Here is a 19,495-nt window from a genome sequence, read left to right on the forward strand (position 1 = left end):
TAATTTTATTAATTCGTTTAAAAAGTAGCCTTAATACCTAAGTTATAAAACCTGTATTGTGGAGCTGATCCGTAACTGGTCTCCATCATCTTGCGTTCTTTAGACAATACCAGCAAATTATCTCCCTGCACATATACTTTTAAACCATGCAGGATAGAGGAGCTGCTAAACAGTTTATCGTTAAAGTCGTAAGTAAGTTGTACCCGGCTCAAATTGAAGATATTCGTCTTGTACATCCAATAAGTGGAATTTCGGAAGTTATTACTGTTGCCGGTTGCGGTAAGTGCGGGATAAGAGCCCTCCTTAACCACTTCCCAGGTACCTTGAGTATTTTTTTGGATTTGAGTACGGTCTAATACAACATCCGAATACTTGGTAGCACCGTTTACCCAGAAATAACTGCCACTCTTAAAGCCGATAGCTCCCGTATTACCAGATCCCAGGGCAAATAAGGTAAGTCTTTTCCAGTTCAGGCTAAGGTTTACACCATAGGTAAAAGGAGCAACCGCCCAACCGTTTTTACCCAATTGAACCTGATCGTTGTTATCCACAATACCGTCGCCGTTCACATCTTTATATTTAATATCACCCGGTTTATAAGCGCTGAAAGTTTGTCTGGCGTGGTTATCTATTTCTTCCTGATTCTGGAAAATACCTTCGGCTATCAGGGCATAATACGCATCCAGCGGCCTCCCCGTGCGGTACAGGTAGTCGTTGTTCTGAACCTCGTCCCTTTTCAGCACTTTCGAATTAAAAAACATACCTGCAAGTCCTAAAGCAGCCTTCACTTCCCCAAGTTGTTTGTTCAGGTTCACCGTAAAATCCACTCCTTTGCGTTGCTCATTATTGTAATTGACCCAAGGAAGCAGCGAGAAACTATTTCCCCCGGAAAAATAAGAAGGATATAAAGAAGACGTTTGGCTAAGTAACCCGTTGGTATTTTGCAGGAAGTAATTCGCTTCCAGGTTGACCAAGCTATTGAATAAAGAAGCTTCAAACCCCGCCCTGAACTCGTTTCGGTGGATATAAGTGAGGTCGTAGTTACTACCCCGGCTTATAATGGTACGCCAGGTACCCGCTCCCACGGGCCAATCACCATACCACCCCTTAGGGTCGAAGTACCCCTGATACAGGTAATAATCCTGTATATCTATATCCTGTTTCAAAGAACCATAAGAAGCAAAAATTTTCAGGTTATTTACCACATTGTTTTTGAAAAAATCTTCTTCACTTACACGCCATCCCAAAGTAGCAGTTGGGGAAATGGCATTTCTATGTCCGGGGGCCAGCTTGGCAGAATGTACAGCTGCGGCAGAAAAATCAAAATAATATCTCTGTCTGAAATTATAAGCTCCCTGAAAGCCAAGGTTTGTATTTCTGGTAGGGTGATAGATACTGCCATTGTGCCCTTCATCCCTTGCTACACGAGCCTGATAGCCCCAGGCAAGCAGCTTGCCCGTAACGTTGTGACCGCCTGTAAAAGACCGCTGATAATCGAACTGTCCCCTCGCAGACATAGTGGAAGTGTAGGTGTTTTCACCAATGTACTCACTGTTCTGATTACCGTCCACGCCAAATTGCGTAAGACCTGTTATGATAGCCGGCTGGCCATCAATATCGGACCATGTAGGAGCAAACGTAGCGTAGTCGAGTTTGTAAGCCTCGTTATACAAATAAGTATAATCCATATTGAAGCTGGTCTGAAAACTCAACCCTTTCAATATAGAACCTAAATCTGCCCTGGCGCCCACATCAAACATAAAGGTTCGATTCCTGTATTTAATATAACCGGCCCTAAGCATATCGCTCATCGCATTGGTAGTATTTGTAGAAATACCGCCCAAAAGGTATTTGCCATCAATAATGTGTTTGCTGTTACCCACTATTGCCTGCAAGTTGGGGTTAGCAGGATCCAGCCGGTCGATAGGAATCAGGGCAGCCATCCTGTTGGGCCACATAGAAGCTGCATTTCCCCAAAAATCGCCGCGCGCGGTATAGTTATTGCTCAGGCCAGCCACTGTGTTGGTATATGCGGTTAGCCATTTGGTGAGTTTCATATCCACATTACCTCTTATGTTCAGCACAATATCATTATTGTTTTTAGCATCGCCATATTTTAAAATACTACTGTTATGAGAAAGACCTATATTAGTGTAATAGCGTGTATTCTCGTTGCCGCCATGAATTTCGGTCGTCAGATCTGATCTTGAAAATGCTTTTTTCAGATAATCGGCAGAATAAAAATTCATATCCGGGTACCGGTAGGGATTTTTGCCTGAAGCAGTATTGTAAATCAGTTCCGGGGAATATATTTCTGTAACCCCGTCGTTTCGTGATGCTTCGTTGTACAAAGTCATATATTCTGCTGCATTAAGATATTCGGCATATCTTTTAGGTACGTTAATTCCTGTATTGGCACGTACATCAATCGTTAATGGACGGAAATCTCCGCGCTTGGTAGTAATCAATACTACTCCTTTGGCGGCAGTACTACCATATAGTGCTACAGCATTTGCTCCTTTCAATACAGTCACCGACTCTACTTCCACCATCCGTACATCTGTTGCGCGGCGGGGAACACCGTCTACCATGATCAGGGCTCCCTGCCCCCATATATTGCCGGTATATCCGCCCACAAAACTTTGCAGGTTATCCAAACTATACGTTCCATAGCTCTTTTCCAACAGCTTAGAAATGTTTACAGAAGAAACAGCGCCCAATAAATCTTTCCGGGCTACTTTTCCGAAAGCCACATTTACCAGGCTGTCGTCCTGCTGTAACTGAGCACTATCCAGTACTTCCAGATCCTGTGCCTGTGCAGCCGACACACCCGCCAACCATGCTGTGAAAAAAAGACAATAAGCTTTTATGTAATTTTTCATCATTCGTTTTTTTAATTACCAACCTGGGTTTTGTTTTAATTCTGAATACTGGTTTACATCTTCTCTCATAAAAGGAAACCAATAATGCCTGTCCTGCAATTGTCGTTCTATAAGCACCGTTTCCCGGTAATTCCTCACCTCTGCATTTTTAGGGTTGGCATAGATCTGTGCTTCGGGGGTTACCCGGTCAAACTCTACCGCTTTTTTGTAGGTGTAAGGGCGTTCGGTAAGCAGTAGCCAACGCCTGAGGTCTACAAACCTGTGTCCTTCAAAAGATAGCTCTACGGCTCTCTCACGTCTTAATTCGCTCATAAAATCGACAGTAGCACCTAAGAATTTAGCTGCTACATCTCCCACTCCGGCTCTCTTACGTATTTTATTTACGGCATCCACAGCAGAAAGATTATAGCCGGCTGCAGTGCTTTGCGGACTACCATAACCATTGGCTGTAGCTTCGGCATACATCAGGTACACATCTGCCAGGCGCATAAAACTTAATACCAAGGAGTTATCATCTTTGTAGCCGTCATATTCGTTCATGTACTGATCCGTAAATTTCTTATTTAAAAAGCCGGTTATTGCCTCTTTGGGCTTACTGTCTGTTCTGTAATAACCACCGGTATACAGGCTGGCATACTGGCGTTTTAAATTATTACCTACAGAGCTGGCATTTTTTACACACTGCACACCATCATAAATAATATCGTTGTAAAAACGGGGATCCCTGTCTTTCCATGGAAACCGGGGATCGTAGCCTGATTCGGGATCGGCAACTGTGGGGTCTTTAATAGGCATACCATTAGCCATGCCATAATAATCTACATAATTAGCTACCGGATACACTTTTACACCCGAATTATTAATAGTGTAGGGTCTGTAATCGTTTACCTGATTCCAGCGGAACGAACCCTCATTATTGGCAGTAAGATTCTCGTAAAAAATGGCTTCCTCCAAACCAGGAACCTTGCGGTTTTGCTTCCATGTATAAAATATTTCTCTGTATTTAGAAAAATCGGCCAGCTTGTACCGTCCGGTAGACTCTATAATTAGCAGCGCCTGCGCAAAAGCATCGGCAGCTCGTTTACAATAGGCGGCATTATAGGTGGCAGAGCCGGTAGACTCCCTGTTCATTAACGGGCTGCCGGCCCAAAGCAGGTTTTTACCTAAATAAGCCAGCGCCATTACTTTGTTTATACGGATATTGTTATTGCCCAGTGTAACTTTACCCACCGTAGTTTCATCCCAGTTTACAGGCAGTAGCGCTGCAGCTCTTTCAAAATCTTTTGCGGCACTATCTGCCGTGGCCTGATAGCTTAACCTTGCTAACCTTGGCGCCTCTAACGGCAGCTTGGTAGAGATATATGGCAAACCACCCCAGTACTGCATCAGCATAAAGTGAAACCAACCTCTGAAAAAATAAAGCTGTCCTTCAAGTACATTTTTCTCTTCGTCAGTAGCACCATTTATTTGACCCAGGTTGGCTAATCCGGAATTTATTTTACGGATAGCATACCAGGAATGACCCCACAGTTTTTTCTTATCGTTACGGTTTTGGCTTTCAGCCCCGGCTCTGTCGGGTAAAAACCATCCGGTTCCCTCATAAGTCCAGGCCCAGTAATCGCCCTGGTCTACTTTATAAGCAAACGGGTAGGTAATATCGTATTGCCAGTATTCGTCCTCTCCATAATTCCAGCTGTTGTGGTAATCGTGGCTCGACATATTGGGAATACAGTTATACAACTCTTCCACGTAGCCCTGAAAATTCCTGAAGTTCTTAAACATTTCCGATTCGGGTATTACCGCCGGCCCCGGTCGATCAAGGTATTTTTCGCAGGAACTTAACCCGATTGTCAGCCCCGAAACCACCAAAAATGACAGTATTATTTTTCTAAATGCTATTTTCATATTCTAATACTTTTAAAAATTTATATCTATGCCCAGATTGAAGCGCTTCATGGTTGGATAAGCTCCATCGCTGGAACCTCCACCAGTGGCAAAGTTCGACTCCCTGTCATCGGGCATCTTTGTCCATAAGAGTAAATTGTTTCCGTTTAAGAACAGCTTACACGATTTCATACCCATCCTGTTTACAAAACCGCCACTAAAAGTGTATCCTATTTCAGCATTTTTTAAGCGGATATAAGAACCATCGTACTGATAGCGTGTGCCATTCCAACCTGTTGCATAGGTGAGCCCTCCCCAATACGGCATTGGTACTCCTTGCCCAGTGTTTTTGTCCCAGTAGCTACCTTCCACAAATACCAGATTTGCAGACTTAATGAAAGCCGGAAACTCTACATACCGCGTAACATTGTTTACACCGTAAAACTGTACAAAAAAGCTTACTCCTTTCCACTCTGCACCTATGGTAGCATTGTAAGTATTTTGTGGTGTACCGGTATATCCGTAAGGCACCACATCATTATCATCAATAATACCATCGGCATTAAAGTCTATAATATTATAATCTCCTGCCAGCTTGTTTTGGGTAGAGGGACTGGTTCTTGCCGTACTACCGTAAATATCATCCCAGCTTGCTAGTTGTCCATAATCTAAATAAGACCTTACCTGCCCAATAGCATAGCCGGCTAGCTTCAAGTACCATGGAGTTAATTCGGGGTCATTGCGGACAATAGTTTTGTTTACGGCATGGGTGTAGTTAGTATTAGCCCAAGTCCTTATTCCATTTGCAAAACTGTGATTAAACTTCAGTTCAATCTCATATCCATTGGATTTTACCCTACCTAAATTCAGTGGCGGCAGGGAGGCTCCAAAATAAGAGGGCACCAGCGGCGTGCTGTTAATAATATCCGTTCTGTCGTCACTAAAAAAGTCTACACTACCAGATATTTTTTTGTTCCAAACACTATATTCCAAACCAACGTTTCTCTTTTGCGAATTCTCCCAGGAAATATCGGGATTACCAAACCTGCCATACGAGAAGAACGAATAGGGCGTATTAGCAGGAGGCGTACCCATCAATGCGTTGCCACCATAATTAACGATGCTTTGATACAGCCATCTTTCTCCGGCACGGTCATCTCCGGTCAAACCCCAGGAGGCTCTTAGCTTCAGGTTGTTGATAAATCCTATACTTTTCATGAATTTTTCATTGCTGATATTCCAGCCCAGTGCTACTGAAGGGAAGAAATCGAAACGGTAACCGGGACCGAATTTTTCGGAGCCATTGTAAGCACCGTTGGCATCAAACATATAACGGTTATCATATCCATAAGTAGCGCGGAATACCCAGTCTTCCCTGAAAGTATTCCAATTACTGCCAAGAACATGCCTTTCTCGCATAAATACACCGGTACCTGTAACGTCGTGTTTGCCAAACCTGCGGGCATAATTTAGCTGGGCCGCATAGTTCATACGCCTGTAAGAAGCCGCAGGATCTACATCACCTGCATCGAGTGACCAGGTAACTTTATTGATAGGAAGATCCCAGTTTTGGACAATAGTTTGGATAATCGGTTCAAAACCCTCTGTATCCGGGTTATACCAAATACGCTGTGCGCCTGCACCATCCTCAACCCCCCTGTTCACCTCTTTAAAGGTGTTATCCACTGAGTAGCTAACCCTCAAATTCAACCCTTCGGTAAGCATTTTCAAATCCTGCTGGAGTACAAAGTCGGTAGTAAGCTGGTTGACCGTATTTTTTCTTGTACCAGACGTTGCCATATCAGCCACTGTATTAGGCACATCGTAATTAGCCGGGCTATAAAACCCCCAAATCCCGTTGGAGTATATTGGCTGCATGGCATCTGGTGCCGTACGGTAAATAGAGCGCCAAGGCCTCATAGACTCAGCAGAATTTCCGAGATAAGCCCTGGGTTGTTTGGTGGCTGCATTGGAACCAAATAAACGGGTAGTAAACTTGGTGGTTTTGGTAATATTAAAGTCTAAGTTACTGCGGGCGTTGATACGGTTGTAACCAAATACCGGCTGATAACCCCTGTTATTAGAAACTATTTTAAATAAATCGCCTTCGGTTACAAAATCAACACCGGCAAAATAAGTAACAAAATTGGTACCTCCTGAAACGCTGGCACTGGTATTGTACGCCATAGCACTTTTCTTTAATAATGCGTCTGCCCAGTTTACATTGGGATATTTGTCTCTCTCTTCTGCAGTGAGTGGGTTTCTATATTTTTCAATTAATTCTATAGGTCTGTACCCGCCCCATAAATCAGCATAGGGCAACTGATGCCTGATAGCATCGTTTCTTAAAAGAAAAGCGTCATAGGAGTCGTATTTCTGCGGCAGCTTGGAAGGCGTTTTTACTGTCATGTTCGACCTGATTCGTACATTGGGCTTTCCAGCCGTTCCTTGTTTTGTGGTAATTAAAATTACCCCATTAGCACCCTTTACACCAAATACAGCTGTAGCGGAGGCATCTTTTAAAATACTGATGCTTTCTACCGAAGAAATGTCAACCGCATTCATTTCGCGTTCTATTCCATCAATCAAAACTAAAGGAACACTACTGTTCCATGAGGTTTGCCCGCGGATTACTATCTGGGGCGACTCTTCACCGGGCATACCCGAAGATGAACTGGTTACCAACCCCGGCAAATTACCAGTAAGCGCCATACCGAGGTTGTTAACACCGCCGGCACGCTCCAGCTCTTTACCGGTAACCTGAGAGATAGCACCAACCACGCTCTCTTTTTTTTGCTTTCCATAACCTACTATCACAACATCCTCCATAGTTTGAGTGCTCTGAGAAAGTTTTACAACAATATTTACCCAGGTGTCCGCAATTGGGACACTTTTAGTTTCATAGCCAATGGAGGTAACCTGCAGGTTGGCCTTTGTATCTTTTACATCAATTTGGAAAGCGCCCTTATTATCAGAAGTAGTATAAACATTAGTACCCTCCTGGTTGATGCTGGCCCCAACTATGGGTTCATTTTTTTCGTTTATAATTCTTCCCGTTACAGTTACCGGAGTTTGAGCCAGTACAGATAGCGCTAAAAACAGTACACAAACCGTTGGTATCAGTCTCCTGGAAACATTAATGAAGTTTAAAACCGAGACTTTTTTAAACCAGTTAGAAGTATATTTTTTCATATCTTATTTTATAATTGAAACTTGTCTTAGTTGTGGTTCTTGCACGAAAAATCCATGTTCAGGTAGAACAAACAAGCCCGGTTAAAACCTTCCTGATTTCGGTGGCATGGTTCTGCGGCACTGCATAATGTGACAAAAAGAAGAATAGTAAAAATGTAGGAGCTACATTATAGCCTCGCATTCGTTTCTGACTAAGCATATCTCTATTTTTGGTTTAAAAAATTCTTTATATGTAATGAAACCGTCTAAATCGGTTACAATCGTTAATAATATTCTACATTCATGTATTGCAAGCAATTTTATTCTTCAACAGCCTTAGAAGAGTATTAAGCTTTGATAGTTCAAAAAAGTAATCGGTTACAATTTCAGGTCAAAAAAATCTCCCTCACAGGAGCTGGCTTTTCAATTTTTACTTGTATTCATTTGTAAAAACTTACATTTTTTACACCACTCAGCTATGCGTTCAAAGATAAAATGCCGGTTAACAATTGCCTGTAACATATGTTGAAACAATTGTAAAGTATGTTGAAATATCCATAGCACAAATGTTGAAAGAAAAAATAAACATATGATTATCAGTGTATTAATTTTTTTAAATCCGTAGTTCAATAATATTCCCTTTAAAAGCACCTTATATTTATTTTGTCAAAAAATTTTACCGCGTAAACCATCATTGCTTTTTACCACCGGCAGAAATTTCTGTTAAATGACAAACCTGGGAATTTGTGATTTCGCACTACTTTCCGATAACCAATGAAGAATTAAAAATAATTATGAGATCTGTAACGATCCCATGTAACTGGATATGGCCGAAGAATAGCATACCTGAAAAGGCATTTTTCCAAATAAGCACACCAATACATTAAATATTTTTATAATTCGATGTATTGACTGGGAGTTCTTCCAAATTTTTCGTGAAAACACCTGGAAAAATAAGACACACTGTTAAAACCTACTTCTTCAGCAATCTCTGAAATAGAAAGCCGTCTTTCCTGCAGCAGTTCTGCTGCCTTATTGAGCCTTATTGTTTTGATGAAATAAGTAGGAGATTGGCCGGTAAGCGCCATTAGTTTCCGGTAAAGCCCTGTTCGGTCCATGAGCATATCTGCACTAAATTTTTCTACAGAATAATCAGTATTACCCAGGTTTTCGTGAACATGCTGCAGTGCCCGTTCCAATAGCTCTTTATCCAATGGGTTTGTTGTAATAGACGCTACTTTTACTTTTGTTTCAGTAGCGAAAGAACGACGGCGGGTATCCACCATCTGCATCAGTTTACGGATGCGCAAACGGAGCAGCTCTACATCAAATGGTTTTACCAGGAAAGCGTCTGCGCCCGATTCGTAGCCTTCAAAGCGTGCCTGATCAGAGGCCCTTGCTGTCAGCAATATGATAGGGGTATGCGAAATGGAAATATCATTTCTTATTTTCCTGCTTAATTCCTCACCGCTCATTTCAGGCATCATCATATCTGTAATAATCAGGTCAGGATGGTGCTGTAATGCCATTTCGAGCCCTATGACCCCATTACCTGCAGTAATAACATTATAGATACCGGCCAATTCCTCTTTTATAAACTCCCGGAGGATTTCATGATCTTCTACCACCAGCACGGTTCTTTTACCTTTGTCGATCACTTCTTGCTCATCCTTTTCCAACTTCCTCTCTGCAACAGGTAACCGAACTTCAAACGAGCTTCCTGCTCCCAGGTTACCGGAAACCGTAACAATACCCCCATGCATTTCAGCATACTGCTTTACCATATACAGGCCTATTCCACTGCCGGTATTGCCCTCCATTTGATTAGCCGATTGATAGAACCTGTCGAAGATCCTGTCCTGATCTTCCTTATGTATTCCCACACCATTATCCTTAACTTTAACAACCAGCATATCAGTTTTGGTGTCAAGGGCTGCTTGGGCTGTTACGCTTCCTCCTGCCGGTGTAAATTTAAATGCATTCGACAACAGGTTGGTAACCAAGCGGGCCACTTTCGAAGTATCTATCCATATTCCTTTGTCAGTTTCATGCACCACAGCGTCAAAATGCACGTTTTTTTCTTTTCCTAATGACTCATATACTGTAAATAGCTCTTTTAAGAAAGAAAGACTGGTTACATATTTTAACTGCAACACTTCCGCTGCTTCCTCTATTTTTTTGAATTCAAGTAACTGGTTAATATTGTCGAGCAATAAATCAGCATTATTGCTTATCCGCTGCAGATCCCGTTTTACGCTGCTATCCGGAACGCGTGAGATCAGCGATTTTAACGGTGTGGTAATTAGCGTTAAAGGAGTTCTAAGCTCATGGCTTACATTCGTGATAAAGGCTGCTTTTGCATTTTCAATAGCTTCTTTCTGCTGTATTTGCCTCTTTAACTCACTCCTTTTTTTAAAATACCTGTATAAAAACCAACCGGCGAAAATCGATAACACGGTATAGAGCAGTTTGGCATAAATTGTCAGCCAGAATGGAGGTTTGATCACTAACTGCAATAGCCTGGGATGCTCAGACCAGGTAACACCGTCTGCACTTGCTAAAACTTTAAATACATATTTCCCTGGCGGAAGCCTGGTATATGTAGCCTCCCCAATACCTGAAGAGGACTTTTCAATACGCCAATCTTCATCTACTCCATCCAGCCTGTATTTAAAATAGGTCTTTAACGGGTTAATATAGTTCAGCCCCGAAAAATTAATACTGAAAAAATTCTGGTTATAATTCAGTACGATCTTATCAGAGTTTGCCACTGCATTCTCTAAAATGACTCTTCCGTTATAAGAGGCTCCCTCTATAACCGGCCGTCCGAACAATTTAAAGCCAAACAAAACCGGCGATAGTGTTTCGTCTGTTTTAAAAGGGATGTTTTCATTTAATATGTTCAGACCGTCAACACCTCCAAAAAACAGTTCTTCCTGCTCATTAGCGTATATAGCACGTTCTAAAAATGTATGCTCCATCACGCCGTCATACCGGTTATAATTCTGTACAATAAAATGATAACCGGTATCGGTTAATACTTTTTTTATATTGCTTATTCCCCTGGATGTTGTTGCCCACAATGTTTTGTCCTTACCCTGGATAATAGCTTTGATATTCTTATTGGCTAATCCCTCATTAGTTCCCAGCTGGTATAATTTTTTCTTTTGAGGATCCCATGCGTATAAACTCCCAAAGGAACCCATCCATAATAGGCCTTCATCATCTGTAAACAGGCAAATGAAATAATCTTTTATACGGGGATAATTCCTGTTATCTTCTTTTGTACTGTCTGATGGAACATGCAGTACACCGCTCTTTTTATCAATAAAAAAGAGCCCTCTTGCTGATATTCCGGCCCAATACCCGTTCCAGGGAATGATTTGCTTAATTCCGTTAAGTATTTCATCAGAAAATACCAATGTATTTTTTTTTGACACCGGATCATATAAATAAAGCCCGCGGTTAGACGTACACACCCAAAGTTTTCCTTCTTCAGTTTCAGAAATATAGATTACAGGCATATCGAGGTGCTGGTGTGGGGCGCCATTATTATCCAGGGAGTATAGGCCTTTATACAATCCAATCCACATAACACCAGATTTGGAGCGACACAATGCACGCACCTCCGACCCGGGCATTGCCATTTTGAATTTACCGGAAAGCGCATGGTTTTTCCAATCGGCTACATATAACCCGTCAAAACAGCCCAGCCAAAGTTTGTTACCAGAGGAGAGGATACTATAAATACGCAGATCATCCGATCCTTGCTGAAAAAATTTTTTATCAATATTTAAAAAACGGGATCGCGACGGATGAGAATAATATAAGCCTTTATTAAATGTTCCTGCCCACAGCCCCCCCTGGTTATCATATAACAGCGTACAAACTTCATTATCCTCTTTACCCCCGTCTGCCAGCATAAGATAGGGATAATAGCTGCCTGTTTCTGCTCCCGACCTGAAGTACCACATTCCTACTTTTGCAGAAATCCAGAAATTTCCGCATGTATCTGCGGTAAGATTGTTCAGCCAGTTTTGTTGATTCTCAAGAAGTATCTTCGATTCACGGTTACGGGTATCAAATCTTGCTAATTGCGCATGTCCGACACTGTTCCATATAAGATACAAATATGGCCCAACAGCATTTACCCAAAGCCGCGATCCATGTTCAGGCTCCTTTTCTTTCTTAAAATTTTCTCGATAAATTTCCCTACGCGTTGTTTCATCCAAACAACGCATTATACCCGACCCGTAAAAAAGGTAAACCCGCCCGTTGAGTCTTGCAAGGTCAAAAAGCTGATCGGCAGACAGTCCATTACCTAACACCGTTTCTGCAAAAGCGGTCACCTCCCTTTTCCTGCTGTTATAGCGATACAGCTTTTGAGTTTTCGTTAAAACCCAGAGATCGCCATCCATATCTGCAAAAAAGTTTACCGGTGGTTCAGGAAACCCAAGCTGCTTCAAATAACCCAAAGGATTCTCCTGGCCCTTTTCTGTAGCAATGTTTATAACAATCAGCCGGCGTTGGTTTTTTACCCACAGTCGGCCTCCAGTCAAATATCCTTTATATTGGTAAGGCGAATACTGCTCTATATTGATTACATTTTTTTCATCAACCTCAATTGTTTTAAAGCCACCGCCATTAAATAAATTAATAGTGCTTTCTGTAAAAACCACCAGCCTTCCATCAGGCAATTGCGACACATACCTCGTTTGTTCTTCATGCAACTCAAACCTCCTGTCCAGAGGAGAAAACACAAAATCCTGTGCTGCGGCACAGCAGCATAATAATAAATTTATTAAAAGTAAAACCGTATTTATTCCCGATTTTTGAACCGTCATAAAACAAAAAAAAATCTAACTACTATAGCACCATCTTTCCGGAAGTCAGTATACCGTTCCCGCTTACTCCCGGCCCACAAATAAAATACTACCACCCAATCTGCCGGCATTAACACAGCTTATATTATTTCTTGTATAGCACTGGTATTATCCTCATGATGCCCGTCAAGGACATCATGCCTGGCATAGCGAGCAGCAATACCCTGTTGCTAAGCATAGCAAACACACTTAGTTCCCATCAGGTCGCCACGCAATAACTTTTGTTGTACTATATACCATTCTACTACTCTAAATGACGGGACAAGGTTCCTACTTCCACTATATCCTGCCATTTATCTCCATTTGCATCAATCGTTATTTATATTTAGTTCTATTATTCCAGGTGACGGGGGATTTCAATAAAGATTATTCACTGTATCAAAAAAGAAACCCTTATAAACCAGTTGCACAAATATAATAATAATTGTTATTTTGACAATATAACCTACGTGACTGATTTTATTTAAGATATATTATCTGCCAGACAGGGGTTATGGCATATTACAGATTGCGATCAACAGGATAATTATAAAGATCCAGCTACAATTCCGGTATGACAAGTATGATCGCCCGGTTAGAATGGAAGTGAGCTTAATGATTTACCAGCTGTCATTCCTGCAGCGCAGGCCACGGTCTCGCTTAAAAATTCCGGGAAAATAGCACAAGTTATTATAGCCACAATCCAGCGCCACAGATGTAATACGTGGCTGGATTATACTATTATTCACTTGCTTTCTTAAGTTAGATATGAATGAATTGCCGGGCAAACAGCCAGTTACAAAATCAACAGAAAGCCCTAGCACCATTAATAAAACTCCGGCAGGAGCCGTACGAAATTCAATTACTGAAATATTTTGATTTTTTCGAATGGATAGAGAAAGAATATAGTTGAAATACAGTGCCTGGATGTATATAACGACTATTACATTCGACAATATAAAATTTATAGAATTAAAGCAGGCTGAATTTTGTTTGTTAAGGGGATTGAGTTTAACAACCTGTCAAGAGCAAAAAAGCCCGAAAACAATGCGTTTCCGGACTTTTTGTAAGTTTTGTGTTCCTGTTTGGCGGTGAGGGCGGGATTCGAACCCGCGGTACAGTTTAACCCGTACGGCAGTTTAGCAAACTACTGATTTCAGCCACTCATCCACCTCACCAAAAGGGATGCAAATATATAGGGAAAAGTTTAAAGTTCCTGCTCCCTGAGTAAGTTTTTTTATACTCCTTACATAGCTGCCAGCTGTACTTTTTGGTGCAGCTCGAGCACGTTCTCCCTGAACAGCGCATCGGTATCCATAAGATCCTTCACGGTTTGACAGGAATGTATTACGGTGGTATGATCACGGCCGCCAAAATGTTCACCAATTGTTTTCAGGCTGTTTTTAGTAAACGCTTTTGCCAGGTACATAGTGATCTGGCGGGCCTGTACAATCTCCCGCTTCCGGGTTTTCTGTAAAAGCTTATCGTATGAAACACCAAAATAATCGCACACCATTTTCTGGATAGTGACAATAGTGATTTCCTTGCTTGACGATTTAATAAAATTGCGCAGCACTTTCTTGGCCAGCTCCAGGTCTATATCCCTGCGGTTTAACGACGACTGGGCTAATAAAGAAATCAATGCTCCTTCCAGCTCCCGTACATTACTGTTAATATTATAAGCAATATACTTTACCACATCCTTAGGCATATCAAGACCGTCGGCTTTCATCTTCCTTTCGAGGATCTCAATACGGGTTTCATAATCAGGTATCTGGAGATCGGCACTTAGTCCCCACCTGAACCGGCTTAATAAACGTTCCTGCACCCCGTCGAGATCTTTAGGAGATTTGTCTGATGTCAGAACCAGTTGCTTGCCGGATTGATGCAAATGGTTAAAAATAGCGAAGAATGCATCCTGAGATTTTTCAGCTTTGCTGAAAAACTGCACATCATCCACTATCAGCACATCGATTAACTGGTAGAAATGTATAAAGTCATTTATAGCGCCATTACGGCTATGATCCATAAACTGGTTAATGAATTTTTCTGAACTAACATATAGTACGATCTTATTAGGATGAAGTCTTTTTACATCGTTACCAATAGCCTGTACCAAATGGGTTTTCCCTAAACCCACACCACCATAAACGACTAACGGATTAAAAGAATTCGCTCCCGGCTTATCCGCTACTGTTTTTCCGGCCCGCCTTGCTACCCGGTTACAATCCCCCTCGATATACGCATCGAATGTGTAATTGACATTCAACTGCGGATCGATCTGCATTTTTTTTATGCCGGGAATGACAAAAGGATTTTTAACAGAGTTATTAACCACGAGCGGAAAGTCCATTTCGTTATTAGAATATGTTTTATAACCTGTTCCCGGAACATCCATTGTAAGCGGCTTGTTTTTACTATTACCGCTATCGACCATTATCCTGTACTCTAACCGGGCCTCTTTACCTAACTCACGCTTAAGTGTTTTTGCCAATAAATTTACATAATGCTCTTCGAGATACTCAAAAAAGAACTGGCTGGGTACCTGTATTACCAGTACATTATTTTTTAATGAGATTGCCTTAATAGGTTCAAACCAGGTTTTGTAATGCTGCCACTCTACAATATCTTTTATAATCTTTAAACAATTAGACCAAACTTTATCGGCATTTTTCTCCATTGAAACAGTAAATTTATTGAGTGCTACAATTTTAAAAAACCATTGAAATATCTTATACACACTGTCGTCACATACAACAAAAAAAATTAAGACGGACGGCGAATATCCACATTTATTCAACATAAAAAAAATAATACTGAACAAATTTTTCATTAATGACGAAAAAAAAGAAATCACGAATAAGGCTTTTGAAATTATTTAAGTTTTAAGGCAAAAAATTACAAAAAAAGCACCGGCTTAAAATCAGCCGGTTTAAATAAAATTTCTTATAGCATTAAAAAGACTCGTATAGGCAAAAACGCCGAAACCCTTTATTGTAAAGGGTTTCGGCGCATGTATAATAAATATATCTTTATGTAAGAAGTACTACAGCAGGAATTTGGCTGATTTATGAAAGCTGTGATCCCTCTTTCTTATTTTTTGCTTTTTGAAGCGGCAGCAGCCGGTTTTTTGGGGGCTGCTTTCGACTTACCTGATGCAGACTTTTTACTGCTTTTTAATGCAGCATCAATAGCTGCACTCAATAATGCATAGGTAGGTTTACCTTTTATTATTTCTCCATTTATAAAAAATGCAGGGATTTCTTTAACGCCTAAATCAAGGCCGTATTTTAAATCATCCTGTACCTGCCAGCCATACGTCCCATTCACCAGTTCTTCCAGGAAGTTTTTATTCTTTACACCCGCATCCTTGGAATGTAGTTTTAAACTTGTGGTACCCAGGTTTCGCCTGTTCTGGAAGAGCACATTGTGCATTTCCCAAAACTTATCTTCCTGTGCGGCAGCAATAGCTGCTTCTGCTGCCTTCAAACTGCGCTGGTGTATCCTGGTTTGCGGGAAATGACGAAAATTAAATTTGACCTGGCCTTCATAATCAGTTAAAATCTGCTTTACTATTTCATTCGCTTTAGCACAGTCTTCACTTTCGTACTCGCCAAACTCCATTAAAACAACGGGCGCATCTTTTTTACCTACAAAAATATCTTTAGGTTCTAATATCGCTTCTTCGTCTTTTTTAACACTCATAAAGTTTTTAAAATTTAGTTAGGCAAGTATTTTTATCTTTCCAGGTCCGCGTCCCGTTCAAAAACTGCCCAAATATAAGGAGTGGGGGAACATAATTACTTTTTTAACTAACAATTTTTTTATAGGCGGAAAAGACTGAAAGCAAGGGGACCGGAAGACTAAAAGCCAAAAATACAAGTCCCCTTCTTACTTTGTAAATATTTCAATTTATCCACATCTGATCATTATATCGTTTTGCCTGGCTGTGTGTCATTTCTAAAAACCACAGTATTGTCAAAAACATCTACCAGAACCGGTTGTGTCCTGTCAATATCACCCATTAGTATGCGCCTGCTCAATTTGTTTACTATTTCTTTTTGTATTAATCTCTTGAGCGGGCGGGCGCCAAACTGGGGATCGAATCCCTGCTCTGCTAAAAATTCAAGTGCATAATCACTGAACTCCAATTGCAGGCCGCTGTTCTGGAATACCTGTTTCCTCAGGGCATCTAATTGTATTTTTATAATACCGGTAATATCTTTTTTCAATAACGGATGGAACATGATGATCTCGTCCACACGGTTCAGGAATTCCGGTCTTACCGTTTCTTTCAAAAGATTCATTACTTCTGCTTTTGCCTTATCGGCAGCAGCATCTACCGTTTTTTCTGTTACATCTTCAAAAGCTTCCTGTATCAGGTGACTGCCGATATTGCTGGTCATAATGATGATGGTATTTTTGAAATTAACCACGCGGCCTTTATTATCGGTAAGCCTTCCATCATCCAACACCTGTAAAAGAACGTTCCATACATCAGGGTGGGCCTTTTCGATCTCATCCAGTAAGACTACACTATAAGGTTTGCGGCGTACCGATTCGGTAAGCTGTCCTCCTTCATCGTACCCCACATATCCGGGAGGAGCCCCTACAAGGCGGCTTACGGTATGCTTTTCCTGGTATTCGCTCATATCAATGCGGGTCATCATGCTTTCGTCGTCAAACAGATACTCTGCGAGCGCTTTAGCCAGCTCCGTTTTACCCACCCCGGTAGTTCCTAAAAATATAAAGGACCCAATAGGCTTTTTAGGATCGCTGAGGCCGGCGCGGCTACGGCGTATGGCATCGGCTACCGCAATAATAGCTTCATCCTGCCCCACTACCCTTTCATGCAGATGCGCTTCCAGGTGCAATAGTTTTTCTTTATCGCTTTGCAGCATTTTACTTACAGGAATACCGGTAGCTTTGGCCACGCTTTCTGCAATATCTTCCGCGTCCACCTCTTCCTTCAGTAAACGCTTTTCATTGTCTTCCTGCAATTCTTTGGTGAGTTTCGCAATGCGCGCCTCTTCTTCCTTAATTTTCCCGTAGCGTATTTCGGCAACTCTTCCATAATCACCGTTTCGCTCCGCCTGTTCGGCTTCCACTTTCAGGGTTTCTATACCGGCTTTCGCGCTCTGAATTTGCTCTACCAGCTCTTTTTCTTCTGACCACTTGGCTTTTAGCGTATCACGTTCTACAGACAGATTGGCGATCTCGGTATTTAACTGTTTTAACTTGTCTTCATCGTTTTCACGCTTAATAGCCTCTCTTTCAATCTCCAATTGACGGATCTGCCGGTCCAGCCGGTCCAGTTCTTCAGGCATAGAGTTCATCTCCAGCCTTAACTTGGCTGCGCTTTCATCAATAAGGTCTATAGCTTTATCCGGCAGGAACCTGTCTGTAATATAGCGGCTGGATAATTCCACTGCTGCTATAATGGCATCGTCCTTTATACGCACATGGTGGTGCGTTTCATATTTATCTTTTAAACCCCGTAAAATAGAGATCGCATCTTCAACCGAAGGTTCATCTACCATTACTTTCTGGAAACGGCGTTCCAGGGCCTTATCCTTCTCAAAGAATTTCTGGTATTCATTTAGTGTAGTAGCTCCAACAGCGCGTAACTCGCCACGGGCAAGGGCAGGTTTTAAAATATTGGCAGCATCCATAGCGCCTTCTCCGCCTCCTGCACCTACCAGTGTATGTATTTCATCAATAAACAGGATAATTTCGCCATCGCTGCCGCTCACTTCTTTTACGACTCCTTTTAAACGCTCTTCAAACTCACCTTTATACTTTGCCCCGGCAATCAACAGGCCCATATCAAGGGCATAAATAACTTTTGATTTCAGATTTTCGGGTACATCGCCGTTTACAATACGATGTGCAATACCTTCGGCAATAGCAGTTTTACCTACACCAGGCTCTCCTACCAAAATAGGATTGTTTTTAGTGCGCCTGCTGAGTATGTGAAGCGTACGGCGTATTTCTTCATCCCGGCCGATTACCGGGTCTAATTTGCCCTGGCGCGCCAGTTCGTTCAGGTTTTTAGCATATTTATTAAGCGCATTGAACTCCTGCGACTGGGTTTGAGATGATACGGTTGAGCCCTGCCTTAATTCTTTGATAGCAGTTATCAATCCTTTTGCGGTGAGTCCTGCATCTTTCAATAATTTACCTGAGGCGTCGTTGCCCTCAACGATCGCCAAAAGCAAATGTTCGGGTGTTATAAACTCATCATTGAACTGTTTTAAAGACGCGCCGGCCCGCAGCACTACATTATTGGCATCACGGCTGATTTGCTGTGCCGGTTCGCCAGATGCTTTGGGCAATTTAGCCAACAGCTCATTAAGTTTTGTTTCTACCAGGTTTACCGTTACATTATTCTTCTTTAAGAGATAATCTACAGGAGAATCTTCCTGGTCCAACAAAGCTTTTAATATATGCTCTGTTTCAATATTGGGATTTTGCGCATTAAAGGCAACTTGCTGAGCCTGCTGAAATGCCTCTGCTGCTTTTATTGTAAAATTTCCTAAATTCATTATATATTGATTAAAAATTGATTTGTAATTTGATACCTAAAAAGCTTTTCCGGCTTTGTACATATTCATCAAATCAAAATCCAAGCCGGGTTTTAATGTAAGTATGTCATACACACTGTATTAAATGCGACTAAAATGCAGTCCAGGCAGA

The 19,495-nt window shown here is 41.5% G+C and carries 7 protein-coding genes and 1 tRNA gene; all 8 read right to left on the minus strand.

Annotated elements, in window-relative coordinates; all coding sequences use genetic code 11:
• Positions 1-17 precede the first annotated feature (17 nt).
• The 8 genes from ACYVBM_RS18990 to clpB all read right to left on the minus strand — a co-directional run bounded on the left by ACYVBM_RS18990 (position 18) and on the right by clpB (position 19,344).
• The gene (locus ACYVBM_RS18990) at positions 18-2,885 is read right to left on the minus strand and encodes a SusC/RagA family TonB-linked outer membrane protein (protein ID WP_460687278.1); all 2,868 of its coding nucleotides are present in this window, start codon (positions 2,883-2,885) and stop codon (positions 18-20) included.
• 12 nt (positions 2,886-2,897) lie between these two features.
• Positions 2,898-4,787, minus strand: a complete 1,890-nt coding sequence (locus ACYVBM_RS18995) for a RagB/SusD family nutrient uptake outer membrane protein (RefSeq protein WP_460687279.1) — start codon at positions 4,785-4,787, stop codon at positions 2,898-2,900.
• A 12-nt stretch (positions 4,788-4,799) separates the two neighbouring features.
• Positions 4,800-7,958 (minus strand): SusC/RagA family TonB-linked outer membrane protein, encoded by a 3,159-nt coding sequence (locus ACYVBM_RS19000; protein ID WP_460687280.1) that lies wholly within the window; start codon positions 7,956-7,958, stop codon positions 4,800-4,802.
• An 872-nt stretch (positions 7,959-8,830) separates the two neighbouring features.
• Positions 8,831-12,781 carry a hybrid sensor histidine kinase/response regulator transcription factor gene (locus tag ACYVBM_RS19005; protein ID WP_460687281.1) on the minus strand — a complete coding sequence of 1,317 codons (3,951 nt, stop codon included), beginning with the start codon at positions 12,779-12,781 and terminating at the stop codon, positions 8,831-8,833.
• Positions 12,782-13,885: 1,104 nt separating this feature from the next.
• A tRNA-Ser gene (locus ACYVBM_RS19010) sits at positions 13,886-13,977 on the minus strand.
• Positions 13,978-14,045: 68 nt separating this feature from the next.
• The gene (gene dnaA, locus ACYVBM_RS19015) at positions 14,046-15,479 is read right to left on the minus strand and encodes a chromosomal replication initiator protein DnaA (protein WP_460687282.1); all 1,434 of its coding nucleotides are present in this window, start codon (positions 15,477-15,479) and stop codon (positions 14,046-14,048) included.
• Positions 15,480-15,892: 413 nt separating this feature from the next.
• Positions 15,893-16,504 carry a DsbA family protein gene (locus ACYVBM_RS19020; protein WP_460687283.1) on the minus strand — a complete coding sequence of 204 codons (612 nt, stop codon included), beginning with the start codon at positions 16,502-16,504 and terminating at the stop codon, positions 15,893-15,895.
• A gap of 224 nt (positions 16,505-16,728) precedes the next feature.
• Positions 16,729-19,344, minus strand: a complete 2,616-nt coding sequence (gene clpB / locus ACYVBM_RS19025; protein ID WP_460687284.1) for an ATP-dependent chaperone ClpB — start codon at positions 19,342-19,344, stop codon at positions 16,729-16,731.
• Positions 19,345-19,495 lie beyond the last annotated feature (151 nt).

The organism is Niabella aquatica, assembly GCF_054779315.1.